This is a genomic window from Streptomyces sp. NPDC053069, from assembly GCF_044546895.1.
Lineage (GTDB): Bacteria > Actinomycetota > Actinomycetes > Streptomycetales > Streptomycetaceae > Streptomyces.
Genome location: NZ_JBITZN010000002.1, coordinates 350,000 through 373,960, shown reverse-complemented (window position 1 = coordinate 373,960; position 23,961 = coordinate 350,000). Strand labels below are relative to the sequence as shown.

The following is a 23,961-nucleotide window of genomic DNA, read 5'->3' as shown; positions in this document are numbered from 1 at the left end:
CGCCGGATTGAGGGGCCTTTAGGGGGACACGTCATCCGAATGCAGACAGCCACCTGGGCGAGCGGGGGCGATCTTGCGCGGGCCGCGCAACAGATCTCCGCGCAACGTTGCCGAAACGTTGGATTGCGACGTGCCGATGTACGCATTTCGACACACCACCGTCCGCATATCGAACTCATCGTCCGATTGGTCCAGTTGGTCCGATGTGAAGCACGGATTGATTACGGCGCGCTACCCGCGTAGCTACGGAATACCCAAGCCCGAGTAAAGAACGTAAAGACGCAACCAAGGCGACCGAGAATTTATTGACCTTGAATGAATTGCGTTGAAAAAGTCCGGCGTAGCCCGTAGGGGAGCGCCCTGCGGAGCCTTGACCACAGGGCACGGAGCATCATGACCCCCCCAACCCCTTCCTCGGCCGCCCCACTCGAGGTGACCAAAGAAGACAGCGCCACATCGGCGAAGCCCGGCAACCCCAAGGGCACCGAGAGCCGCTCTCCGGGACGGCTGGCCTGGATCCGCTTCAAGCGGGACCGTTCGGGCGTCATATCCGCCTTCGTGGTGATCCTCTTCTTCGTCGTGGGCATCGCCGCGCCGCTCATCGCCAAGCTGTACGGCAAGGACCCGTACACCACGTACGGCATGAACATCCCGGGCCTGTTCAACCAGTTCAACTACCCGGTCAAGCCCAACGGCGGCATCAGCTCCGACTTCTGGTTCGGCATCGAGCCGCAGCTCGGACGGGACGTCTTCACCTTCCTTCTGTACGGCATCCGCAACTCGCTGCTGATCGCGACCGCCGCCGCCCTGCTGACGACCCTGCTCGGCGTCGTCATCGGCATCACCGCCGGCTACCTGGGCGGCAAGACGGACTACTTCGTCGGCCGCGTGATCGACATCCTGCTGGCGTTCCCGCAGACCCTGTTCTTCATCGCCTTCTGGCCGGTGGTCATCGCGATCTTCGTCCCGCCGACGGACAACACCCCGGTCTGGCTGACCGTCACCAGCCTCATCCTCGTGATGACGGCCTTCGGCTGGGCCTCCATCGCGCGTCTGCTGCGCGGCGAGGTGCTCGCCCTGCGCGAGCGCGAGTTCGTGGAGGCGGCCAAGGTCACCGGTGCCTCCCCGGCCCGGATCATCTTCAAGGAACTGCTGCCCAACCTGTGGACCCCGATCCTCATCCAGGCAACGCTGCTCCTGCCGACCTACGTCACCACGGAAGCGGCCCTCGCCTTCCTCGGCGTCGGCCTGTCGGACCCCACCCCCGACTGGGGCGTGATGATCCAGAACGGCGCCAAGGTCTACCAGGACGACATCACCTTCATGCTCTTCCCGGGCCTGTCCATGGTGATCTTCGTCGTCGCCTTCAACCTCCTCGGCGACTCGGTCCGCGACGCCCTGGACCCGAAGACCAAGCGCTGAGTTCCGCGCCGGCCGGGCGACGGGGCCCGGCCGGGCGCAAGCACCTCTTTTCCTCCACAACGAACGGGTCAGCCATGTCTCTCTCCCGCAGAAACTTCGTCATCGCCACCTCTGTCGCGGCCGCAGGCTCGACGCTGCTGTCCGCGTGCAGCAGCGGCGGCGGGGGCGGCAACGGCACCCCGACCGACGGCGCCACCTCGTACACCGGCGCCAAGGTCGCCATCGGCACCAAGGCCGACTCGACCGGCCCGGCCCCGGAGATCCCCGGTGCGCAGAAGGGCCACACGATCTACGGCCTGTCGCCGCAGGACTTCTCCCACCTGGACCCGCAGCGCATCTACTACGCGTACAACTCCTCGGCCGCGCTGCTCCTGCACCGCTGCCTGACCGGCTACAAGACCGACGCCCAGGGACACCAGACGCTGGTCGGCGACCTCGCCACCGACACCGGCACGCCCTCCAAGGACTTCAAGACCTGGACCTTCACGCTGAAGGAGGGGCTGAAGTGGGAGGACGGCAGCGAGCTGACCGTCGAGGACGTGCGCCACGGCATCGAGCGCCTGTGGGCCCCGTTCATCACCGAGTCCGCCACCTACGTCCAGCTGGCGCTGACCGGCAAGGGCGCCAAGTGGCGTGACGCCTACGAGGGTCCGTACAAGGGCAAGCACCTCGACTCGATCGTCACCGACAAGGCGAAGCGCACGATCACCTTCCACCTGGCCGAGCCCAAGCCGGACTTCAACTTCACGCTGGGGATGCACTCGTACGCCGCCACCTCGCCCAAGCTGGACACCAAGGAGAAGTACGACAAGCGGCCGGCCGCCTGCGGTCCGTACAAGATCAAGTCCCACACGACCGACAAGTCGATGGTCCTGGTCCGCAACAAGTACTGGGACCCGGCGACCGACTCGATCCGCAACGCCTACCCGGACAGCTTCGAGTTCACCTTCGGCATCCAGATCCTCGACTCCACGGACCGCCTCATCGCGGACCAGGGCAACGACAAGTACGCGGTGTCGATCTACAAGGAAGTCCCGGCCGAGCGCATCCAGAAGGTGCTCACCGACCCGCAGCTGAAGGCCCGCAGCTTCAACGGCCTGCTCACCGGTCTGTACTACTACGCGATCAACACCAAGCGCGTCACCGACCTGAAGGTCCGCCAGGCCCTGAACCACGCCTGGCCGCTGCAGCAGATCCGGCAGATCTACGGCGGCCCCACCGCCGGTGACTTCGCGACCTCGATCATGAGCCCGGACCTCATCGGGTACGAGAAGTACGACCTCTACGGCAAGAACGCCAAGCCGCAGGGCGACCCGGAGAAGTCCAAGGCGCTCCTGAAGGAGGCCGGCAAGCTGGGCATGAAGGTCGTCTACGCCTTCCCGAACGACCCGACCTACATGAAGACCAAGGTCGTCATCGAGAACGCGCTGAAGGCGGCCGGCTTCACGCCGGTCATGAAGCCGATCGACCAGACCACGTACTACGACCAGGTCCAGCAGATCGACAACAGCTACGACGTGATGTGGTTCGGCTGGTCCCCGGACTGGCCGACCGCCTTCACCGTGATCCAGCCGCTGTTCGACGGCGCCGCCATCGGCAACGGCCAGAACAACATCTCGCAGACCAACATCAGCTGGATCAACGAGGGGATCAAGAAGAACGCGGTGATCGCCGACCAGCAGGAGGCGGGCAAGGCCTGGGCCGCGCTGGACAAGCGGATCATGCAGGAGGTCGCGCCGATCATCCCCGAGACCTTCCAGCGTCGTTACTACCTGCACGGCTCGAAGGTCGGCGGCGCCCAGATGGACCCGCAGTTCGCCTCGACCCTGCTGTACAAGACCTTCGTGAAGGCCTGACGTACGACCCCCGGCGGGGCGGCCCCGGTGCCGCCCCGCCCTCTCCACCCCCTACGGCATCCGTCAGGAAAACCCAACTGTCATGCTCCGCTTCCTCATCCGCCGGACCCTCGGCGCCGCTGTGATCCTGTTGATCATCAGCGCCCTGGTGTTCGTCCTGTTCTACGCCGCTCCGCGCGACCCCGCCCGCATCGCGTGCGGCAAGGTCTGCACACCCGAGACCCTGGCCCTGGTGAAGAAGAACCTGGGGATCGACCACTCGCTCCCCGTGCAGTACTGGGACTGGCTCAAGGGCCTGTTCGTGGGGCGTGACTACACCTCGTACGGGCACTGCGACGCGCCGTGCCTCGGCTACTCCTTCCAGAACCGCGAGCCGGTCCTCGCCACCATCGAGGACCGCTTCCCGACCACGGTCTCCCTGGCCCTCGGCAGCTCTGTCGTCTTCCTTCTCTTCGGCGTCGGCACGGGCATGCTGGCCGCGGTGAAGCAGGGCAAGGCCCTGGACAAGATCGCCAGCTCGGCCTCGCTGGTCGCGTCCTCGATGCAGATCTTCGTCGTCGGCGTCTTCGCCACGTACCTCCTCGTGGACCAGTGGAACCTGCTGGACCGGGCCAGCTACACGCCGTTCACCGACAACCCGGGCAAGTGGTTCTCAGGTCTCCTGTTGCCGTGGCTGGTGCTGTCGCTGATCTTCACCGCCAACTACACCCGTATGACGCGCTCCCAGATGGTCGAGTCGCTCAGCGAGGACTACGTCCGCACGGCGCGCGCCAAGGGACTCTCCCGCAAGAAGGTGTTCTTCCGCTTCGCCTGGCGCGGTGCGATGGGCCCCATCATCACCATCTTCGGCCTGGACATGGGCCAGTTGCTCGGTGGTGCGATCATCACCGAGTACACCTTCAGCCTCCAGGGCATCGGTGCCCTCTCGGTGAAGGCGGTCAACACCAACGACCTGCCGGTGCTGCTCGGCGTCATCCTGGTCGCCGCGGCCGCGATCGTCATCTTCAACATCCTCGTCGACGCCGTGTACGCCCTCGTCGACCCGCGCGTGCGCCTCGCCTAAGGAGAGATCATGAGCACCCCCTTCCTCTCCCTGCGCGACCTGCGCGTGCACTTCTCCACCGAGGACGGCGTCGTCAAGGCCGTCGACGGGCTCTCCTTCGACCTGGAGAAGGGCAAGACCCTCGGCATCGTCGGTGAGTCCGGCTCCGGCAAGTCCGTCACCAACATGGCGATCCTGGGCCTGCACGACCCGCGGAACACCACGCTGGACGGCGAGATCCTGCTCGACGGCAAGGAGCTGATCAGCGCCTCCGAGTCCGAGCTGGAGAAGCTGCGCGGCAACAAGATGTCCATGATCTTCCAGGACGCGCTGGCCTCGCTCTCGCCGTACCACACCATCGGCGCGCAGATCGCCGAGACGTACCGCAAGCACACCGGCGCCTCCAAGAAGGAGGCCCGGGACCGGGCGGTCGAGATGCTCCGCCGGGTCGGCATCCCCCAGCCCGACACCCGGGTGGACGACTACCCGCACCAGTTCTCCGGCGGTATGCGCCAGCGCGCGATGATCGCCATGGCCCTGGTCTGCGACCCCGAGCTGCTCATCGCCGACGAGCCGACGACGGCCCTCGACGTGACGGTCCAGGCCCAGATCATGGACCTCCTCAAGGACCTCCAGCAGGAGTTCGGCACCGCCATCATCTTCATCACGCACGACCTGGGCGTGATCGCCGACATCGCGGACGACGTGCTCGTGATGTACGGCGGCCGGTGCGTGGAGCGCGGCACCAAGAAGCAGGTGCTGAGCGCCCCGGACCACCCCTACACCCTCGGCCTGCTCAACTCGATGCCGAGCCTGGACGGCCCGGTCGACGTGCCGCTCACCCCCATCCCCGGCTCTCCGCCCTCGCTGCTCAACCCGCCCTCCGGCTGCCGCTTCCACCCGCGCTGCGCGTTCGCCGAGAAGGTCGCGGACGGTCTGTGCTCGACCGAGCGACCGACGCTGGAGGTGACCGAGGGCCGCGGCTCCGCCTGCCACCTCACCTCCGACCAGAAGCGGGAACTCTTCGCCGACTTCGCCGCAACCCGGCACAACTGACGGACACCAGACGGGACTTCACACCATGAGCAACACGAACCCCCTCCTGGACGTCTCCGGGCTCACCAAGCACTTCCCGATCAAGGGCGGCTTCCCGATCCGCCGTACGGTCGGCGCCGTGCAGGCGGTCGACGGCCTGGACTTCCAGGTGGCCGAGGGCGAGAGCCTGGGCCTCGTCGGCGAGTCGGGCTGCGGCAAGTCGACCACGGGCCGGCTGATCACCCGCCTCCTGGAACCGACCGGCGGCACGATCACCTACCGCGGCCAGGACATCACGCACGCGGACCGCCGGCAGCTCGCCCCGATCCGCTCCGAGATCCAGATGATCTTCCAGGACCCGTACGCCTCGCTCAACCCGCGGCAGACGGTCGGCAAGATCATCTCGGGTCCGATGGAGATCAACGGGATCCAGCCCGAGGGCGGCAGGGAGAAGCGGGTCCGCGAGCTCCTGGAGATCGTCGGTCTCAACCCCGAGCACTACAACCGCTTCCCGCACGAGTTCTCCGGCGGTCAGCGCCAGCGCATCGGCGTGGCCCGCGCACTGGCCCTGGAGCCGAAGCTGATCGTGGCGGACGAGCCGGTCTCGGCCCTCGACGTCTCGATCCAGGCGCAGGTGGTCAACCTGCTCCAGAAGGTCCAGAAGGAACTGGGCATCGCGTTCGTCTTCATCGCCCACGACCTGGCGATCGTCCGCCACTTCTCGCAGCGCGTCGCGGTGATGTACCTCGGCAAGATCGTGGAGATCGCCGACCGCGACGACCTGTACGGCAACCCGCGCCACCCCTACACCCGGGCCCTGCTGTCCGCCGTACCCGAGGCGACGGTGGACGCGGAGCCGCGCGAGCGCATCCGCCTGGCCGGAGACGTCCCGTCCCCGATCAACCCGCCCTCCGGCTGCCGTTTCCGCACCCGCTGCTGGAAGGCGACGGAGAAGTGCGCGACCGAGGCACCGCCCCTGGTCCAGGCGGAGGGCAACAAGCCCGGCCACCTGACGGCGTGCCACTACCCTGAGACGACGGAGACGATCCCGGCTCCGCGTGCCTCCCAGGACCGCCTCTCCAAGGACCCCGAGGCGGCGGCCTGACACACCCCTTTTTCCGTCAGCCGCCCCTTGCGGAACGGACTTCACCGGCCCTTTGACCCGAGCCCATGAACGTCCGCTTCCAGGGAACGAAGGCCCGCGTCTCCCCGGACGCGGGCCTTCGGCCATCCAATGGGCCTGGCTTGTATGGAAGTTGAAAAAGGCTCAGGAAACACCCCGGAAGCTGACGCACCGTTCAGCAACGTGTGACAGACTGCCGCGGTGGTAGATCATGTCTTCACAGATCTCACGCTCGCTTCGTTCTACGACCACCTCAACCCCTGGGGACCGGGTGACGACTTCTACCTCGGTCTGGTGCGCGAGGCCCGCTCGGTGCTGGACATCGGGTGCGGCACCGGGCGGCTGCTGCGGCGGGCCCGGGACGAGGGGCACCGCGGCCGGCTGATGGGCCTCGATCCGGCCCCCGCCATGCTCGTGCAGGCACGGCGGGCCCGGCCGGATGTCGAGTGGGTGCTCGGGGACATGCGCACCCGGCTGTGGAACAGGGAGTTCGACCTCGCCGTCATGACCGGTCACGCCTTCCAGGAGCTGGTCCGGGACGAGGACATCCGCAGCTTGCTGCGCGCGGTCCGGGCGGCCCTCGCCGACGGCGGGCGGTTCGTGTTCGAGACCCGCAATCCGGCCGCCCGCGCCTGGGAGCGGTGGGTCCCGGAGCGGGTGTACGAGATCACCGCCGACGACGGCACACCGGTGCGGGTGTGGCACGAGGTCGAGAACGACGGGCCCGGCGGGGACCGGGTGCGATTCACGGAGACCTACGACGGCGACGGCTGGCCCGCCCCGCGGGTGTGCCACAGCGTCCTGCGTTTCCTGGACGCACACACGCTGGAGGGCTTCCTGGCCGACGCCGGACTGACGGTCGTGGAGCAGTACGGGGACTGGGCGCGGGGACCGCTCACCCCCACCGCTCCGGAGATCATCACCGTGGCACGCCGCGCCTAGGGGGTGTCGCTCCTTCAGTCCGTCGCGTCCTCCTCCAGCGCCAGCAGGGCCGGGTCCATGACGATGTCCTCGTCGCGGGCCTCGGTCGTCGGCTCCTCCGGGAAGTGGCAGGCCGTCAGATGGCCGTCGTGGTTGCCGGAGATCCGGACCAGCGGTGGCTCCTCCGTCGCGCACTTGTCCTGGGCCTTCCAGCAACGGGTGCGGAAACGGCAGCCGGACGGCGGGGAGATGGGGGACGGGACATCGCCGGCCAGGCGGATGCGCTCGCGTCCGCCCGCGTCCTCCGCCGTGAGGTTCACCTCGGGGACGGCGGACAGCAGGGCGTGGGTGTACGGGTGGCGCGGCCGGGTGTAGATGGATTCCCGGTCGCCCACCTCGATGATCTTGCCGAGGTACATCACCGCGACGCGCTGCGAGAAGTGCCGGACGATCGCCAGGTCGTGGGCGATGAAGAGGAACGCGATGCCCAGTTCCTTCTGGACCTTCTGGAGCAGGTTGACCACCTGCGCCTGGATCGAGACGTCGAGGGCCGAGACCGGCTCGTCCGCCACGATCAGCTTCGGCTCCAGGGCCAGTGCGCGGGCCACGCCGATGCGCTGGCGCTGACCGCCGGAGAACTCGTGCGGGAAGCGGTTGTAGTGCTCGGGGTTGAGACCGACGATCTCCAGGAGTTCACGGACCCGCTTCTCCCTGCCGCCCTCGGGCTGGATCCCGTTGATCTCCATCGGACCCGAGATGATCTTGCCGACCGTCTGCCGCGGGTTCAGCGACGAGTACGGGTCCTGGAAGATCATCTGGATCTCGGAGCGGATCGGGGCCAGCTCCTTGCGGGTGGCGTGGCTGATGTCGCGGCCCCGGTAGGTGATCGTGCCGCCGGTCGGTTCCAGGAGGCGGGTGATCAGCCGGCCCGTGGTCGACTTGCCGCAGCCCGACTCGCCGACCAGACCGAAGCTCTCCCCGGCGTGCACGGTGAGGTCGATCCCGTCCACGGCCTGCACCGCGCCGACGGTCCGGCGGATCGGGAAGCCCCCCTTGACGGGGAAGTGCTTGATCAGGCCCGTAACCTGCAACAGCGGCTCGCCGTCCGTGCCCGCGCCGTGCTCACGCGGGGCCGTGAGGACGTTCTCCTCTGTCATGACACTGTCCTCCTCAGCCCAGACGGGGCTTGATCTCCTCGATGAAGACGGTCCGCTTCTGTTCCTCCGTGAGATGGCACGCGGAGGACCGGTCCGGTGCCATCAGCGGACGCTCGCGCACACAGCGGCCCGTGCCCTCGACCCGGTCCTGGAAAGTGCAGCGGGGGTGGAAGCGGCAGCCGGACGGCGGGTTGAGCAGTGAGGGCGGCGAACCGGGGATCGGGGACAGCGCGGCACCGAGGTCGGAGTCCAGACGCGGCATCGAGTTCAGCAGGCCCCAGGTGTAGGGATGGCGCGGGGACCTGAGCACCTCGTCGACCGTGCCCCGCTCCACCGCGCCGCCCGCGTACATCACCATGATGTCGTCGGCCATGTCGGCGATCACGCCCAGGTCGTGGGTGATGAAGACGATGCCGGTGCCGAACTCCTGCTGCAGGTCCTTCAGAAGGTCCAGGATCTGCGCCTGGACCGTCACGTCCAGGGCGGTTGTCGGCTCGTCGGCGATGAGCAGGGCCGGGTCGCAGACCAGGGCCATGGCGATCATCGCGCGCTGGCGCATACCGCCGGAGAACTGGTGCGGGTAGTCCTTCGCCCGCTCCGCGGGGTTCGGGATGCCGACCTTGCCGAGCATCTCCACGGCACGCTCCCAGGCCTGCTTCTTGGAGGCGCCGTTGTGCTTCATGTACGGCTCGGCGATCTGCCGGCCGACCGTGTAGTACGGGGAGAGTGCGGTGAGCGGATCCTGGAAGATCATGGCGACCTTGTTGCCGCGCAGCTTCTCCAGCTCGGACTCCCGGGCCGTGGTCAACTCCTGCCCCTCCAGCAGGATTTCCCCCTCCACCGTGGTGAACATGGGGTTGTGCAGGCCGAGGATGGTCAGGTTGGTCACCGACTTGCCCGAGCCGGACTCGCCGACGATGCCGAGCGTCCTGCCGCGCTCCAGGTCGAAGGAGAGCCCGTCCACGGCCCGTACGACGCCGTCCTCGGTCTTGAAGCTGACGTGCAGGTCCCGCACCGAGAGCAGGGGACCGGTGCCGGCCGGGTTCGGAGCACCGGCCTCCTTGGTCAGAGTGGTCACGACAGTGCTCCTAGGACAGCCGTACGCGCGGGTCGATGAAGGCGTAGGCGGCGTCGACGATGATGTTGAACAGCAGGATCATGCTGGCGGAGAAGAGCATCACGCCGAGCAGCAGCGGCAGGTCGCTGAAGAACACGGACTGGACGGCGAGGTTGCCGAGCCCCGGCAGGCCGAAGGTGTACTCGGTGATGATGGCGCCGCCGAACAGCGAGCCGAGGTCGATGCCGAAGATGGTGACGATCGGGATCAGCGAGCCGCGCCAGGCGTAGCGGAAGAACACGTATCCGCGGGACATGCCCTTGGCCCGGGCGGTGCGGACGTGTTCCTCCTGGAGCTGTTCGATCATCGAGGACCGCGCCATACGGGTGTACTGCGCGGCGAAGATGGTGGAGAGGATCACCCACGGGATGATCAGGCCGGTGAACCAGGAGACCGGGTCCTGGGTGAACTCGTTGTAGGCGGGCTTGTCGAACCAGTGGGTCTGGTAGACGAGGATCGCCAGGGCCAGCGGGCCGAGGAAGTAGATCTGCAGCGAGCTGATCACCATGGCGCCCGCGGTGGCCGTCTTGTCGATCAGCGTGCCGCGCCGCCAGGCGGCGAGCAGCCCGGTGCCGAGCCCGACGATCAGGAAGCACACGGCCGCGCCCAGGGTGAGCGAGACGGTGGTGGGCAGCCGGTCCATCAGGGTGCCCCAGACCTGCTCGTTGGTGTGGTACGAGTAGCCGAAGCAGGGCGCGGGGCAGGGCCCCTGGGCGAACTGGCTGCTGCCCAGGAACAGGTTGTGCAGGAAGATCCCGTACTGCTCGGTGATGGGTTTGTCGAGCCCGAGCACATGGTGGATGTTCGCGATGCTGTCGGGGTTGCAGGTCTTGCCGCACATCATCAGCGCCGGGTCCCGGGGCACCCCGAAGAACAGCACGAACGTGACGATGCTCAGCAGGAACAGAATGACGACTGCACCGATGAACCGGCGCACGAGGAAGCGCAGCATGACAGGGCAGCTCTCAGACGTCGGCGGCCTCCGCGGTACCCGGCGCCTCCGTGGGCGGGAGCGCGCCGGGTACCGGGCGGGGACGGTTACTTGATGAAGAGGCGACGCGGGTCGACGCCGCCGATCACGTCGTCGTAGACGAGGCCGCCGACCTTGGAGCCGGCGATCTGGCTCTGCTTGTAGTACGCGGTCGGGACGACGTTGACGACGTCCTTGACGATGTACTGGTCGAGCTTCTCCCACTCGGCCGCCGACTTGACCGGGTCCGTGATCTTGTTGATCCGGTCGATCTCGCTGTTGATCTTCGGGTCGTTGACCTGCGAGTAGTTCTGCGCGCCGTCGGCGATCACACGGCCGTCGTACAGCGGCGGCAGCACGGTCGAGGCGGACGGCCAGTCGGCGCCCCACGCGGTGTGGAAGATGTCGTAGTTGTTGTTCAGCTTGGAGACCTGGTCGTAGTAGGTCTCGGAGGGGATCTCCTGGCGCTGGACGTCGAAGCCGGCCTTCTTCAGGCCCGCCGCCATGGCCGTGGAGTACTGCTGGCCCTCGGGGGTGTTGATGTAGCCGAAGGTCAGCTTCATGTTGAGCTTGCCGGCCTTCTTCAGCAGCTCACGGGCCTTGGCCGGGTCACCGGCGGGGTTCTTCTTCTTGCCCCAGGGGTCGAAGGAGGGGTCGTAGCCGGAGACGGTCGGGGAGATCAGGCCGCCCGCGACCTCCATGGCGTCGGTGCCGCCGTAGGCGCGCAGGAACGGGGTGATCGGCAGGGCGTAGGCGATGGCCTCGCGGACCGTCTTGTCCTGCATGGCCTTGTGGCTCATGTTGATGTTCATCTGACCCACGTACGGCTGGTAGCCGGAGACCGTACGGGACTTCATCTTCGGGTCCTTGAGGACCTGCGACAGGTTGCCCGCGTCGACCTGGTTGTTGAAGCTGATGCCGGTCCGGTCGGCGCCGCTGTCGGCCAGCAGGGCCTTGGTGGAGGTCTCGTACTGCTGGTTGAACGTGATGTTGAACTGGTCCACGTACTGGTGCCGGATCGGGTCCGTCTTCGGGTCCCAGTTGGGGTTCTTGACCAGCACCATGGACTTGCCGGACTTGAACGACTGGATCTTGTACGGGCCGGAGACCACCGGGGCCTTGTCGTAGCGCTGCTTGGTGTCGCCCTTCTCGGAGACCACCGCGTAGCCGGACATCGCCAGTGCGTAGGGCAGGTCGGGGTGCGGGGTCTTGAAGTGGAAGACGATGGTTTTCTCGTCCGGAGTCTCCAGTACGGAGTCGGGCAGGTGCTTGCCCTTGTACGGCCCGTCCGGCAGCAGCTTGCGGTAGGCGGCGCCGGAGGCGTTGGCGATCCACTGCTGGAGGTAGGTGGGGCCCTGGTTGATGAACGGCGCGAAGAGCCGCTCGACGCTGTGCCGGATGTCCTTGGACGTGATCGGGGTGCCGTCCTGGAACTTGATGCCGTCCTTGAGCGTGTACTTCCAGGTCTTGCCGCCGTCGGTGGTGGTCCCGGAGTCGGTGGCGAGGTCGCCGACCACCTCGTGCTTGCTGCCGTCGTCGCTGGTGGCCTTGTAGCCGGTCAGGCCTCTGTGCAGCAGCTGCGCCACGGACATCTGGTCCGAGACGTAGATCTGGCCCGGGTCGAGGTGTGCGTACGAGTCCCGCTGCAGCACCTCCATGGTGCCGCCCGGCTTGGCGCCGGGTACGGGAGCCGCCGGGCCGGTGGAGTCCGCCGCGCCTCCGAACTTGATCGACGCCTGCTGCCGCTTGGCGTTCTCCTGGTCCTTCTTGCCGTCGGCGCTGCTGTCGCTGCCGCCCTTGCTGCAACCGGTGAGCACGAGAGCTCCGGCCGCGAGCACGGAGAGTGCGCCGTATGCGTGGCGTCCGCCCCTACTCATCACGAAAATTCCCACCCATCTGTGAAAAGTGACGACCCGTGTGATTGACGTGGTGCCAGGTCAGCGCGCGGTCTTGGGATCGAAGGCGTCTCTGACCGAGTCCCCGAGCAGGTTGAACGCGACGACGAAGACGATCATCGAGACGCCGGGGAAGAACATGTAGGTGATGTCGTTCTGCATCACCAGTTCGGTGGACGCCTTGGCGAACATCTGTCCCCAGTCCGGCGTCGGTTCGACGATGCCGACACCCAGGTACGACAGACCGGCCTCGGCGGTCACGAAGTTGGGCAGCAGATACGTCGACTGCACCAGCAGCGGAGTGACGATGTTCGGCAGGATCTCCTTGCGGATGATCCGCCACGGCGAGGCCCCGCTGACCTTGGCGGCCTCGATGAACTCCCGCTCGCGCAGGGCGAGTGCGGTGCCCCGCAGGATCCGGCCGAGGCCCATCCAGCCCAGGAACCACTGGACCAGGATCAGCGCCACCACCCGGACGTAGGTCGGTGTCTCGTCGCGCGGACTGACGAACAGGGAGACCACGACCGGCATGCTCGCGATGAAGAACAGCTGGGCCGGGAAGGCGAGCAGGAAGTCGATGACCCGGCCGATGAAGTAGTCGGTCCTGCCGCCGAGATAGCCGGCCGCGACACCGAGCAGGATGCCGGTCACCACCACGGCGAGAGTGACGGCGACGGAGATCATCAGGGAGGTGCGGATGCCGTAGACCAGCTTGGTGAAGACGTCGTAGCCGTTACCGGGTTCGAGACCGAACCAGAATTCGCCGCTGATACCGCCGTTGGGCTGGACCGGCACGCCGGCGCTGTCGAAGAGCTCCGGGCGCTCGTCCGCGTACACCGTGTACGGGTTCTTGCCGTACAGCTTGGCGATGAGCGGGGCGAGCAGTCCGATCAGGAAGAAGAAGCCCACGACGTAGGCCGAGATCACGCCCGTGCGGTCGCGCTTGAAGCGCATCCACATCAGCTGGCCGGGAGACCGGCCTTCGAGCTTGACGGATTCGCTCTTCGTCTCCGGCCCTGGTTCGCCGTCGACGACGACCGAAGTCCCGCCGCCCTCAATGTCGATAGGACTTGTCACGGTTCGTCCGTTTCAAGGTATGAGTGACTCCACGCGTTCACCAACAGGAGAGGGTTTCCGTCGTCCCTCCGACACCCCTGACGGAGGGACAGAGACCCCCTGGTGCTCGTGAGTCGGCGCACTGTCCCCACAGTGCGCGAGACCCGTTGACCCGAGCGCTTCGCGGCTAACTATCTGCCATGGGTCGACCACCGACCACCGCCCGTAGATCTCAATTCCGTCACGGATCGCCGCGGAAGCTTCCAAAATCTGGACAAACTGTTCGACAGAAGAAGGCACGAAACGGACGTGTTACATGGGTATCGGGCAACGATCTCCGCATGTCGGACATAGGGACCCCGAAAACGGGTTGCAAAAAGCCCGGGTGCCCCCACTCTTGGGGGCACCCGGGCTCAACCGGTCCTTGAACCGGTCCTGGGTCAGCCGTGCTTGGCGCGGCTCGCGGCGCGGGCCCGCTCACGCTGGTCGAGGTTGACCTTGCGGATGCGAACGGCCTCCGGGGTCACCTCGACGCACTCGTCGTCACGGCAGAACTCCAGCGACTGCTCCAGCGACAGCTTGCGCGGCGGCACGATCGACTCGGCCACGTCGGCCGTCGAAGACCGCATGTTGGTGAGCTTCTTCTCCTTGGTGATGTTGACGTCCATGTCGTCGGAACGAGAGTTCTCGCCGACGATCATGCCCTCGTACACCTCGGTGCCCGGCTCCACGAACAGCACGCCGCGCTCCTGCAGGTTCGTCATCGCGAACGCGGTGACGGCACCGGCGCGGTCGGCGACGAGCGAGCCGTTGTTCCGCGTCTGCAGCGGACCGAACCAGGGCTCGTGGCCCTCGTGGATGGAGTGGGCGATACCGGTACCACGCGTCTGCGTCAGGAACTCGGTACGGAAGCCGATGAGACCGCGGGACGGGACGACGAACTCCATGCGCACCCAGCCCGAGCCGTGGTTGGACATGTTGTCCATGCGGCCCTTGCGGACACCCATGAGCTGCGTGACGGCGCCCATGTGCTCCTCGGGCACGTCGATCGTCATGCGCTCGACCGGCTCGTAGACCTTGCCGTCGACCTCCTTGGTGACGACCTGCGGCTTGCCGACCGTCAGCTCGTAGCCCTCCCGGCGCATGGTCTCGACCAGGATGGCGAGCGCCAGCTCACCACGGCCCTGCACCTCCCAGGCGTCCGGACGCTCGGTCTCCAGGACACGGAGGCTGACGTTACCGATCAGCTCGCGGTCCAGGCGGTCCTTGACCTGGCGGGCGGTGACCTTGCGGTCCTTCACGGCCGCCTTCGCGTCCGCGCCCTTGCCGGTGCCGCCACGGCCGACCAGCGGCGAGGTGTTGGTACCGATGACCATGGAGATCGCCGGCTCGTCGACCGTGATCAGCGGCAGCGGGACCGGGTTCTCGGTGTCGGCGAGGGTCTCGCCGATCATGATGTCCGGGATGCCGGCGACGGCGCAGATGTCACCGGGGCCGGCCTTCTCGGCGGGCTTGCGGGTGAGCGCCTCGGTCATCATCAGCTCGGAGATGCGGACGTTGCTGACGGAACCGTCGCGCTTGATCCAGGCGACCGTCTGGCCCTTGCGCAGCTCGCCCTGCTCGACGCGGAGCAGCGCGATACGGCCGAGGAAGTTGTCGGCGTCGAGGTTGGTGACGTGGGCCTGGAGCGGCGCGTCCTCCTCGTACGTCGGCGCCGGGATGTGCTCCAGGATCGTGGAGAAGAACGGCTCCAGGCTGTCGCTGTCGGCCGGGACCGTGCCGTTGTCCGGCTTGGTCAGCGAGGCGATGCCGTCACGGCCGCAGGCGTAGACGATCGGGAACTCGATCTGCTCCTCGTCGGCGTCCAGGTCGAGGAAGAGGTCGTAGGTCTCGTTGACGACCTCGTCGATCCGGGAGTCCGGGCGGTCCGTCTTGTTGATGCACAGGATGACGGGCAGGCGCTGCTGCAGCGCCTTGCGCAGCACGAACCGGGTCTGCGGCAGCGGGCCCTCGGAGGCGTCCACCAGCAGCACGACACCGTCGACCATCGACAGACCGCGCTCGACCTCGCCACCGAAGTCGGCGTGGCCGGGGGTGTCGATGATGTTGATGGTGATCGGGTCCCCGCCGTCCTTCGGGTGGTACTTCACCGCGGTGTTCTTGGCGAGGATCGTGATGCCCTTCTCACGCTCCAGGTCGTTCGAGTCCATCATGCGGTCGTCGACCGAGTCGAGCTGGTGGGCGGCGAACGCGCCGGCCTGCTTCAGCATGCCGTCGACGATGGTGGTCTTGCCGTGGTCGACGTGAGCGACGATGGCGACGTTGCGGATGTCGTGGCGCGTGGCCATAAGCTGCCGTACTCCCGGAGTGGTGAGGATCGCCCTGCGCGTACGTCTGTGTCGCACGGGCCCTGCCGGGCTGGACACGCCACGGCCTCACCCCATGGTACGTGGCCCCGAGTGAGTCGGCCTTCTCAGGGCCACGCGGTGATCTCCGAGCAGGTCATTTGGTGGGGCTGGGGGAGATCTTCGCCCCCTTCTTCAGGAAGCCCATGTCCTCGTAGACCGGCGTCTGGAAACCGAACGCCCCGGCGTTGACCAGGTTCTTGCGCGCACCCACCAGCTGGGGCCGCTGGTACAGGGGGATCGAGCCCGCCGCGGCCCAGATCCTGGAGTCCGCCTTGCGGATCAGGGAGACCTCCTCACCCTCGTCCAGCGTCGCCACGGCCTGGTCGAAGAGCTGGTCGACCTGGTCGGTCCCCACGCGCGTGTAGTTCTGTTCGACGTTCAAGGAGCCGTCCGCCGCAGGTACCGGCTTCGCGTAGACCGGCCGGTCGTCCGTCGCCGGGAACGCGGAGGACGGCCACGAGTACAGCGCGAGGTCGTAGTCGCCGGAGGCGATGTGGTCCTTGAAGTAGCTCTCGTCGGAGACCTTGATGATCACCGTCCGGATCCCGAGCCGCTCCAGCATGGCCGAGATCCGCTCGGCGACCGAGTTCAGCGTCTCGGAGCCGGGGCCGGACGGCAGCACGAAGCGGAGCGCGAGCGCCTTGCCGTCCTTGGCGAGCAGGCCCGCCGGCGCGGCGGCCGGCGCGGCCGTGCCCTTGGGGGCGTAGGCCCCGGGCACTCCCCCGCGCTTGCCCTCCTGTGAGATGTGCCGGTCCCCGCCGTCGTCGCGGCCTCCCGACTTGCCGTCCCCGCTCTTGTCGTCCTCGCCGACGATGTACGCGCCGTCGTCACCGCCGTCGGACGGGGCCTCCGTCTCCTTCTTGGCCTTCCCGTGGTCCTTCTCGGGGCCGGCCGCCTTCTCGCCCTTCTTCTCCGGCTTGACCGGGCCGCCCGGCACCCAGCCGGCCTCGGCGAGCAGCGCCTGCGCCGCCTTGGCGTCCTGGTCGCCGATCGCGTCGCTGCTGTCGGCGTAGGCGGCCTGCCCGGACAGGGCGAGGTGGCTGCCGACCGGGACGGCGGGCAGGCCCAGCGGAGTGAGCACCAGCTTGGCCAGTTCCTTGCGGTCCAGGGCACGGGCGACGGCCCGGCGGACGCGCTCGTCGGCGAGCGGACCCTCGGAGCCGTTGAGGGCGAGCTGGGTGTAGGCGGGCTCCAGCGACTTGCGGACCTCGACGTCGTGCAGCGCCTGCTGCTCGTCCAGGTACTCGGCGATGGCCTTGCGCAGCTTCGTCCCACCCGCACTGGCCTGCTCGGAGCCGAAGCCGTGCGCGAGCGCCCAGGAGCGCAGCTTCGTCAGGGACGTCCTGCCGGAGCCCTGCAGCGGGTTCACGGTGCCGCGGGCGGCGAGCCCGATCCGCTCGGCATCGGCGGGGTCGACGTCGGCGAGATCCACGCTGCCGTCGGCGAGCGCGACGGCCCGCTGGTCGTGGGCCACGGCGTGCAGCACGATCTCGTTCAGCTTGGCGGGCTTGCCCCACCAGCGCGGGTTGCGGGTGAGGACCACGTCCTTCGCCGCGGGGTCGACCTTCTCCAGTGTGAAGGGGCCGGCGGTGACCGCCAGCTTGCGCCGGGCACCTTCGTTGAAGGCGTCCGGGGTGCCCATGACGTCCTTCGGGTACAGCGGGGAGAACAGTGACTTCCAGTCGGCGTAGGGGCGCGAGAAGGTGACCCGGACCTGGAGGTCGTTGGCGCCGCGTTCGATCTTCTCGATGCGGTCGTAGCCGGCGTTGCGGGCGGTCCAGTAGGCGCTGTTCTTCCCGGACAGGGCGCGCCACTGGGCGACGAAGTCGGCGGCGCCGATCTCCCGGCCGTCGCTCCAGACCGCCTGCTGGTTCAGCTTGTACAGCACGACCTGGCGCGGTTCGGTCTCGATGACCTTGGCCGACTCCAGGTAGGCCGGGTTGGCCACCGGCCGGCCTGTGGCGTCGAGGCGGAACATCGACGGCAGCACGGCCTGGGCGATACGGGTGGTGCCCGCGTCGGCGTCGGCCTGGAAGGTGTTCAGAGTCTCCGGGACGGCGTCCACGGCCCACTTCAGGGTGCCGCCGTCGGCGACCAGCTCACGCGCCACCGGGACGATGTCCTGCCCGGCGAGCGGCTTGCTGACCTTCTCGTCGGAACCGCAGCCGGCGAGCAGGGGCACGGCGAGCACGCCGGCGGTCAGAAAGGTGACCGAACGCATGACGCTCCGCTGGGGGTGCCGCGAGCGGGCGCCGACGCCGTCGTGGGACATCTCTGCTACCTCCGGGGAGCCGCGGGCTTTATGCTCACATTTGTCGGTATATGGAGCTGATCACCTTTGGCGGTATATGGAGCTGATCAGATCTATGCGGCCCACTGAAGAGGAAAGGATCCGGCAACCCCGGGCGACACGGCGACGACGCGCGGTAACCCCACCCGTGCGGCGCAACACCACCCGAGATGCATCCGTACGCCTCCGCCAATCGCTGCACATGCCTTCACATCGGCAGGTGCGGCGCGCAACACTCCAAGGCGCATGAACGTTGCCGCCCAGGGTTCGCCGGACCCACGGAAGTGAGGGCAAGTCATGTCCGTGCACGACGACATCACCTCGGTCCAGCGCTCCATCGACGACCTGTACCGGTCGCTGGGACGCCTGGAGCACCAGATCGGCAGTGGCGGCCTCGAGATGCGCCGGGTCCGACTGGACGCCGACCATCTGCGTGAGAGCGTGGCGCTGCTGCGCGAGGCGACCGCCGCGCCGGACGCCCCGCACCGGCCCGACCTCGTCACCATCTCCGACACGCCCTACGACATCAGCCTGTGGACGGACTCGGACGACGAGGGCCTGGGCGCCCGCGACCGCCGCGCCCCCTGACCCCCGACGACCGGAGCCTGCCTTGGCCACTGGTACGGAATCCCAACAGAACAGCGGCGGCGTACGGACCGGTACGCGCGCCGCGATCGCCGCCCCGCATCTGCGGACCGACCGCTGGTGGCTGGCGCCCGCCGTCACCGCGGCCGGTCTGCTGGCCTTCGTCGTCTACTCGACCTGGCGGGCCTTCGCCGACGCGGACTACTACGCGGCGCCCTACGTCTCGCCCTTCTACTCGCCGTGCCTGGCGCAGAGCTGCAAGGTCATGCACGCCGGACCGAACTGGCAGCTGTTCGGCAGCTGGTGGGGCATCTCCCCGGCGATCATCATCCTGATCTTCCCGCTCGGCTTCCGGCTGACCTGCTACTACTACCGCAAGGCGTACTACCGCAGCTTCTGGGCCTCCCCGCCCGCCTGCGCGGTGGCCGAACCGCACCGGACGTACACCGGCGAGACCCGCTTCCCGCTCATCCTGCAGAACCTCCACCGGTACTTCTTCTACGCGGCGATCCTGGTCGCCGGCGTGCTGACCTACGACACCGTGCTGTCCTTCCGGGACACGCACTACCGCTGGGGCCACATGGGGCTCGGCACCCTGGTGTTCCTGGCCAACATCGTGCTGATCTGGGCGTACACCCTGTCCTGCCACTCCTGCCGGCACATCGTCGGCGGCAAGCTCAAGCACTTCTCGAAACACCCGGTGCGCTACCGCGCGTGGCAGTTCGTCGGCAGGCTCAACGCCCGGCACATGCAGCTGGCGTGGGCGTCGCTGCTGAGCGTGGCGCTCGCCGACTTCTACGTCTACCTCGTCGCGTCCGGCGTCTTCGCCGATCCCCGCTTCTTCTAGAGACCAGTGAGGTACTGAGCCGATGTCCGTGGTCGACCGCCAGGAGTGGGACGTCGTCGTGGTCGGTGCCGGCGGCGCCGGACTGCGGGCCGCGATCGAGGCGCGCGAGCGGGGCGCCCGCACGGCGGTGATCTGCAAGTCGCTGTTCGGCAAGGCGCACACGGTGATGGCCGAGGGCGGCATCGCGGCGGCGATGGCCAACGCCAACGAGCACGACAACTGGCAGGTCCACTTCCGCGACACGATGCGCGGCGGCAAGTTCCTGAACCAGTGGCGGATGGCCGAGCTGCACGCGCAGGAGGCCCCGGACCGGGTGTGGGAGCTGGAGACCTGGGGCGCGCTGTTCGACCGTACGAAGGACGGCCGGATCTCGCAGCGCAACTTCGGCGGCCACGAGTACCCGCGCCTCGCCCACGTCGGCGACCGCACGGGCCTGGAGCTGATCCGCACCCTCCAGCAGAAGATCGTCGCTCTGCAGCAGGAGGACTTCAAGGAGACCGGGGACTACGAATCGCGGTTGAAGGTCTTCCAGGAGTGCACGGTCACGAGGGTCCTGAAGACTGTGCCCGACAGCGGCTCCGCCGCGGGCTCACGGGTGAGTGGTGTCTTCGCCTACGACCGCGAGACCGGCCGATTCTTCGTCCTCGAAGCCCCCGCCGTGGTGATCGCGACCGGTGGCATCGGCAAGTCCTTCAAGGTGACGTCGAACTCGTGGGAGTACACGGGTGACGGACACGCGCTCGCGCTCCTCGCCGGGGCGCCGCTGCTGAACATGGAGTTCGTGCAGTTCCACCCGACGGGCATGGTCTGGCCGCCGTCGGTGAAGGGCATCCTCGTCACCGAGTCGGTGCGCGGCGACGGAGGGGTGCTCAGGAACTCCGAGGGCAAGCGGTTCATGTTCGACTACGTCCCGGACGTGTTCAAGGAGAAGTACGCCGAGTCGGAGGAGGAGGCCGACCGGTGGTACGAGGACCCGGACCACAACCGGCGTCCGCCCGAACTGCTCCCCCGCGACGAGGTGGCCCGCGCGATCAACGCCGAGGTGAAGGCGGGCCGGGGTTCGCCGCACGGCGGAGTCTTCCTGGACGTGTCCACCCGGATGCCCGCCGAGGTGATCCGGCGCCGGCTGCCGTCCATGTACCACCAGTTCAAGGAGCTGGCGGACGTCGACATCACGGCGGAGGCGATGGAGGTCGGGCCGACCTGTCACTACGTGATGGGCGGCATCGCGGTCGACTCGGACACGGCGGCGGCGCGGGATGTGCCGGGCCTGTTCGCGGCCGGTGAGGTGGCGGGCGGTATGCACGGCTCCAACCGGCTCGGCGGCAACTCCCTCTCCGACCTGCTGGTCTTCGGACGGCGGGCGGGCTGGCACGCGGCGGAGTACGCGCAGGGGGTGGCACACCGGCGTCGGCCGGTGGACGACGCCCAGGTCAACACGGCCGCGGCGGAAGCCCTGCGCCCGTTCTCCGCGGAGGCGGACCGGGAGGGCGAGGCGGGCCCGCCGGAGAACCCGTACACCCTGCACCAGGAACTCCAGCAGACCATGAACGACCTGGTCGGCATCATCCGCCGCGAGAGCGAGATGGAACAGGCCCTGCGCAAGCTGGCCGAGCTGCGGGTACGGGCCCGCCGGGCCGGCGTGGAGGGCCACCGCCAGTTCAACCCGGGCTGGCACCTGGCCCTCGACCTGCGGAACATGCTGCTGGTCAGCGAGTGCGTGGCACGGGCCGCCCTGGAACGCACCGAGTCGCGCGGCGGGCACACCCGCGAGGACCATCCGGCGATGGACCGCGCCTGGCGCAACGTGAACCTCCTGTGCGCCCTCGCCGACCCCACCGGCGGCCTCGCGGCGACCGACCCCGGTCGCGGTCAGATCCGCCTCACCCGCGAGACGACCGACCCCATCCGCCCGGACCTGCTCGCCCTCTTCGAGAAGGAGGAGCTGGTCAAGTACCTCGCCGAAGAGGAGCTGTACGAGTGAGCAGCTACGAGGCCCGCTTCAAGGTGTGGCGGGGCGACGAACAGGGCGGCGGCCTCCAGGACTTCACGGTCGAGGTCAACGACGGCGAGGTGGTGCTGGACATCGTCCACCGCCTCCAGGCCACCCAGGCGCCCGACCTCGCCGTGCGCTGGAACTGCAAGGCCGGCAAGTGCGGTTCGTGCTCGGCGGAGATCAACGGCCGCCCGCGGCTGATGTGCATGACCCGTATGTCGGTCTTCGACCGCGCGGAGACGATCACGGTGACTCCCCTGCGCGCCTTCCCGGTGATCCGCGATCTGGTGACGGACGTCGGCTTCAACTACCAGAAGGCGAGAGAGGTCCCGGCGTTCGTGCCACCGGCCGGCGTGGGGCCGGGCGAGTACCGGATGATGCAGGAGGACGTGGACCGCTCGCAGGAGTTCCGCAAGTGCATCGAGTGCTTCCTGTGCCAGGACACCTGCCATGTCGTCCGCGACCACGAGGAGAACAAGACCGCCTTCGCGGGCCCGCGCTTCCTGATGCGGATCGCCGAACTCGACATGCACCCGCTGGACGCGGCCGCCGAGACGGGCCTGGACCGCAAACGCACGGCCCAGGACGAACACGGCCTCGGCTACTGCAACATCACCAAGTGCTGCACGGAGGTCTGCCCCGAGGGCATCAGGATCACCGACAACGCACTGATCCCCCTGAAGGAGCGGGCCGTCGACCGCAAGTACGACCCGCTGGTGTGGCTGGGGTCGAAGATCAGGAGGCGGTCTTCGTAGCGCCGCTCCGCGCCGTGCGGCCGGGGCGCTGGGCCAGCATCTGAAGGCCCAGTGCCCCCATGAACAGGAACCAGCCGATGAGGGGGAGCGCATCCAGCCTGCGGGGGATGATCCCGAGGAACATCCAGAGGGACAGTCCGACCGCGCCGATCAGCTGGCCGTACGCCCACAGCTTCGGCCGCAGGACCCGGTGGCGACCGATCGGGATCACCCAGCCGGTCCTGATGCCCGCGACGCCGGACGCCACCATGAACACCACGGCCAGCCCCGCCGCCACCACCAAGAGCATGTGCATGCCGGTCATCGTCCCACCAGGGCCGACGGCCGCGCCAGGCGCTCAGCGGACCCAGTTTTCCCGGTACGCCCGCCAGTCCGCCTCCGTGGCCGCGAAGTCGACGTACAGGGCGACGCCGAAACGGACGCGGTCGGCGTCGGTGCGGGACAGGCCCAGGCGGACGCCGCGTACGGCGGCCGGGACGGTCTCCGCGTGGGCCCAGTGGCCGATGTGGTTCTCGTGGTAGAAGGGCAGGCCCATGAGGAGGTCGGTGGTGTCCGGGGTGACCTCCAGGGCGAGGCTCGTCTGCTGGGCCACATAGCCGCCGTACAGGCTCTGCAGCGGCTGCATGGTGTCGTACGACATGACGGCGATCTGGTCCACACGGCGGGCCACCTGCCCGAAGTAGGACTGCGACCACCACTTGGGGTGTCCGGTGGTCGTCCCCCAGAAGGAGTGGAAGGCGGGGAGCGGGTCGATCTGGTGCGCGGCGACGGAGAGCAGCGCATGGCGGGTGCGGGTGAGGGCGCGGAGATCGTCGAGGAGGGCGAGGTAGTTCTTGTCGCCGGAGTGGAGGGGCTCCAGGTCGAAGTGGGCGCCCTGGAAGCCGGCGGCGAGGACCTGGCGGGTGGAGGCGAGGATCGCGGTGCGGGTGGCGGGGCGGTCCAGACGCAGCCCGTCGGGGCTCTCACTGGCCAGCTTGTCGCCGAGCCAGGCCTGGACGCGGATGCGGGGAGCCGCTTCGCGCAGGGCCGTCGTCAGCCAACGCGCCTTGGCGTACGACGACTTGGGGAGGGTGCCGTCGTGCTCCAGGGGGCCTGCGTGGACGTACAGGTCTCGGATGCCGGTGGTCTTCAGGTGGCGGGCGAGGGCCTGGACATCACGGTCGGTCCTGCGGCCGTCCACCCAGGCGTGGCCCAGCCACAGGGCGTCCTGGTGGCGGGTGGTGGTGCCGGGTTCCGGCGTGCCGGTGTAGTTGATGCGGAGCGCTGTTTCGGCGGTGAGGACGGGGACGAGCAGGAGGGCGAGGACGGCGAGCGTCCAGCGGAGGGCGCGGCGGCGTCCGGGGCGGCGCGCCGCGGCCTCCTGCGGTGCGCCCTCGCCGCCGACGGCGGCGGGTCGTGGTCCTGCGGTGTCCATTTCTGCCCCCTGCCCTTCTCTTCCCCCACCCGTATCCATTCCGCTCGCGAAGGCGCCTACCTGCCCATACGC

Annotated in this window: 19 protein-coding genes; 10 read left to right on the top strand and 9 right to left on the bottom strand. The window is 68.1% G+C overall.

Going from position 1 to position 23,961, the window contains the following annotated elements:
- The first annotated feature begins 393 nt into the window (after nucleotides 1-393).
- The 6 genes from ACIGXP_RS05350 to ACIGXP_RS05325 all read left to right on the top strand — a co-directional run bounded on the left by ACIGXP_RS05350 (nucleotide 394) and on the right by ACIGXP_RS05325 (nucleotide 7,420).
- Nucleotides 394-1,422, top strand: coding sequence for an ABC transporter permease (locus ACIGXP_RS05350; RefSeq protein ID WP_399764231.1), 1,029 nt, complete (start codon nucleotides 394-396; stop codon nucleotides 1,420-1,422).
- 74 nt (nucleotides 1,423-1,496) lie between these two features.
- On the top strand, nucleotides 1,497-3,278 hold the full coding sequence (locus ACIGXP_RS05345) for an ABC transporter substrate-binding protein (RefSeq protein ID WP_399764228.1): 1,782 nt from the start codon (nucleotides 1,497-1,499) through the stop codon (nucleotides 3,276-3,278).
- Between the two features lie 82 nt (nucleotides 3,279-3,360).
- Nucleotides 3,361-4,341, top strand: a complete 981-nt coding sequence (locus tag ACIGXP_RS05340; protein WP_399764226.1) for an ABC transporter permease — start codon at nucleotides 3,361-3,363, stop codon at nucleotides 4,339-4,341.
- A 9-nt stretch (nucleotides 4,342-4,350) separates the two neighbouring features.
- On the top strand, nucleotides 4,351-5,376 hold the full coding sequence (locus ACIGXP_RS05335; protein ID WP_363215992.1) for an ABC transporter ATP-binding protein: 1,026 nt from the start codon (nucleotides 4,351-4,353) through the stop codon (nucleotides 5,374-5,376).
- Nucleotides 5,377-5,401: 25 nt separating this feature from the next.
- Entirely contained in the window at nucleotides 5,402-6,460 is a 1,059-nt protein-coding gene (locus ACIGXP_RS05330; protein ID WP_399764223.1) for an ABC transporter ATP-binding protein, read from the top strand.
- A 219-nt stretch (nucleotides 6,461-6,679) separates the two neighbouring features.
- Complete coding sequence (locus ACIGXP_RS05325) at nucleotides 6,680-7,420, top strand: class I SAM-dependent methyltransferase (protein WP_399764220.1); 741 nt, start codon at nucleotides 6,680-6,682, stop codon at nucleotides 7,418-7,420.
- A 14-nt stretch (nucleotides 7,421-7,434) separates the two neighbouring features.
- Here ACIGXP_RS05325 and ACIGXP_RS05320 read toward each other — a convergent pair whose 3' ends face one another.
- The 7 genes from ACIGXP_RS05320 to ACIGXP_RS05290 all read right to left on the bottom strand — a co-directional run bounded on the left by ACIGXP_RS05320 (nucleotide 7,435) and on the right by ACIGXP_RS05290 (nucleotide 18,274).
- Nucleotides 7,435-8,556 carry an ABC transporter ATP-binding protein gene (locus ACIGXP_RS05320; protein ID WP_399764217.1) on the bottom strand — a complete coding sequence of 374 codons (1,122 nt, stop codon included), beginning with the start codon at nucleotides 8,554-8,556 and terminating at the stop codon, nucleotides 7,435-7,437.
- A gap of 13 nt (nucleotides 8,557-8,569) precedes the next feature.
- Complete coding sequence (locus ACIGXP_RS05315) at nucleotides 8,570-9,634, bottom strand: ABC transporter ATP-binding protein (RefSeq protein WP_399764215.1); 1,065 nt, start codon at nucleotides 9,632-9,634, stop codon at nucleotides 8,570-8,572.
- A gap of 10 nt (nucleotides 9,635-9,644) precedes the next feature.
- Complete coding sequence (locus ACIGXP_RS05310; RefSeq protein ID WP_399764212.1) at nucleotides 9,645-10,625, bottom strand: ABC transporter permease; 981 nt, start codon at nucleotides 10,623-10,625, stop codon at nucleotides 9,645-9,647.
- Nucleotides 10,626-10,711: 86 nt separating this feature from the next.
- The gene (locus ACIGXP_RS05305; RefSeq protein ID WP_363217380.1) at nucleotides 10,712-12,520 is read right to left on the bottom strand and encodes an ABC transporter substrate-binding protein; all 1,809 of its coding nucleotides are present in this window, start codon (nucleotides 12,518-12,520) and stop codon (nucleotides 10,712-10,714) included.
- Between the two features lie 60 nt (nucleotides 12,521-12,580).
- The gene (locus ACIGXP_RS05300) at nucleotides 12,581-13,615 is read right to left on the bottom strand and encodes an ABC transporter permease (RefSeq protein WP_363217379.1); all 1,035 of its coding nucleotides are present in this window, start codon (nucleotides 13,613-13,615) and stop codon (nucleotides 12,581-12,583) included.
- 419 nt (nucleotides 13,616-14,034) lie between these two features.
- Nucleotides 14,035-15,942 carry a translational GTPase TypA gene (typA, locus tag ACIGXP_RS05295; protein WP_399764207.1) on the bottom strand — a complete coding sequence of 636 codons (1,908 nt, stop codon included), beginning with the start codon at nucleotides 15,940-15,942 and terminating at the stop codon, nucleotides 14,035-14,037.
- A gap of 154 nt (nucleotides 15,943-16,096) precedes the next feature.
- Nucleotides 16,097-18,274, bottom strand: a complete 2,178-nt coding sequence (locus ACIGXP_RS05290) for an ABC transporter family substrate-binding protein (protein ID WP_399764204.1) — start codon at nucleotides 18,272-18,274, stop codon at nucleotides 16,097-16,099.
- A gap of 315 nt (nucleotides 18,275-18,589) precedes the next feature.
- Between ACIGXP_RS05290 and ACIGXP_RS05285 the strand changes: the two genes are divergently transcribed.
- Genes ACIGXP_RS05285 through ACIGXP_RS05270 form a run of 4 tightly spaced genes read left to right on the top strand, consistent with a single transcriptional unit; the run spans nucleotide 18,590 to nucleotide 22,475 of the window.
- A complete protein-coding gene (locus ACIGXP_RS05285) occupies nucleotides 18,590-18,880 on the top strand; it encodes a hypothetical protein (RefSeq protein ID WP_363217376.1) in 291 nt (96 codons plus the stop codon).
- 22 nt (nucleotides 18,881-18,902) lie between these two features.
- Nucleotides 18,903-19,724 (top strand): hypothetical protein, encoded by an 822-nt coding sequence (locus tag ACIGXP_RS05280; protein ID WP_363217375.1) that lies wholly within the window; start codon nucleotides 18,903-18,905, stop codon nucleotides 19,722-19,724.
- Between the two features lie 22 nt (nucleotides 19,725-19,746).
- Nucleotides 19,747-21,708: a fumarate reductase/succinate dehydrogenase flavoprotein subunit gene (locus ACIGXP_RS05275; protein WP_399764200.1), complete on the top strand. Its 1,962-nt coding sequence runs from the start codon at nucleotides 19,747-19,749 to the stop codon at nucleotides 21,706-21,708.
- A complete protein-coding gene (locus ACIGXP_RS05270) occupies nucleotides 21,705-22,475 on the top strand; it encodes a succinate dehydrogenase/fumarate reductase iron-sulfur subunit (RefSeq protein ID WP_363217372.1) in 771 nt (256 codons plus the stop codon). Before ACIGXP_RS05275 ends, ACIGXP_RS05270 begins: the two co-directional genes overlap by 4 nt.
- On the opposite strand, the gene ACIGXP_RS05265 is transcribed toward ACIGXP_RS05270, so the two are convergent.
- Complete coding sequence (locus tag ACIGXP_RS05265) at nucleotides 22,456-22,770, bottom strand: hypothetical protein (RefSeq protein ID WP_363217371.1); 315 nt, start codon at nucleotides 22,768-22,770, stop codon at nucleotides 22,456-22,458. The two genes, ACIGXP_RS05270 and ACIGXP_RS05265, sit on opposite strands and share 20 nt — an antisense overlap.
- Before the next feature lie 42 nt (nucleotides 22,771-22,812).
- Nucleotides 22,813-23,889 (bottom strand): hypothetical protein, encoded by a 1,077-nt coding sequence (locus ACIGXP_RS05260; RefSeq protein ID WP_399764197.1) that lies wholly within the window; start codon nucleotides 23,887-23,889, stop codon nucleotides 22,813-22,815.
- Nucleotides 23,890-23,961: the final 72 nt, after the last annotated feature.

Excerpts from the sequence above, each read along its gene's own strand:
- ACIGXP_RS05350 (WP_399764231.1), top strand. The coding sequence starts at position 394 with ATGACCCCCCCAACCCCTTCCTCGGCCGCCCCACTCGAGGTGACCAAA.
- ACIGXP_RS05345 (WP_399764228.1), top strand. The coding sequence starts at position 1,497 with ATGTCTCTCTCCCGCAGAAACTTCGTCATCGCCACCTCTGTCGCGGCC.
- ACIGXP_RS05340 (WP_399764226.1), top strand. The coding sequence starts at position 3,361 with ATGCTCCGCTTCCTCATCCGCCGGACCCTCGGCGCCGCTGTGATCCTG.
- ACIGXP_RS05335 (WP_363215992.1), top strand. The coding sequence starts at position 4,351 with ATGAGCACCCCCTTCCTCTCCCTGCGCGACCTGCGCGTGCACTTCTCC.
- ACIGXP_RS05330 (WP_399764223.1), top strand. The coding sequence starts at position 5,402 with ATGAGCAACACGAACCCCCTCCTGGACGTCTCCGGGCTCACCAAGCAC.
- ACIGXP_RS05320 (WP_399764217.1), bottom strand. The coding sequence starts at position 8,556 with ATGACAGAGGAGAACGTCCTCACGGCCCCGCGTGAGCACGGCGCGGGC.
- ACIGXP_RS05310 (WP_399764212.1), bottom strand. The coding sequence starts at position 10,625 with ATGCTGCGCTTCCTCGTGCGCCGGTTCATCGGTGCAGTCGTCATTCTG.
- ACIGXP_RS05305 (WP_363217380.1), bottom strand. The coding sequence starts at position 12,520 with ATGAGTAGGGGCGGACGCCACGCATACGGCGCACTCTCCGTGCTCGCG.
- typA (WP_399764207.1), bottom strand. The coding sequence starts at position 15,942 with ATGGCCACGCGCCACGACATCCGCAACGTCGCCATCGTCGCTCACGTC.
- ACIGXP_RS05290 (WP_399764204.1), bottom strand. The coding sequence starts at position 18,274 with ATGTCCCACGACGGCGTCGGCGCCCGCTCGCGGCACCCCCAGCGGAGC.
- ACIGXP_RS05285 (WP_363217376.1), top strand. The coding sequence starts at position 18,590 with ATGTCCGTGCACGACGACATCACCTCGGTCCAGCGCTCCATCGACGAC.
- ACIGXP_RS05275 (WP_399764200.1), top strand. The coding sequence starts at position 19,747 with ATGTCCGTGGTCGACCGCCAGGAGTGGGACGTCGTCGTGGTCGGTGCC.
- ACIGXP_RS05265 (WP_363217371.1), bottom strand. The coding sequence starts at position 22,770 with ATGCACATGCTCTTGGTGGTGGCGGCGGGGCTGGCCGTGGTGTTCATG.
- ACIGXP_RS05260 (WP_399764197.1), bottom strand. The coding sequence starts at position 23,889 with ATGGACACCGCAGGACCACGACCCGCCGCCGTCGGCGGCGAGGGCGCA.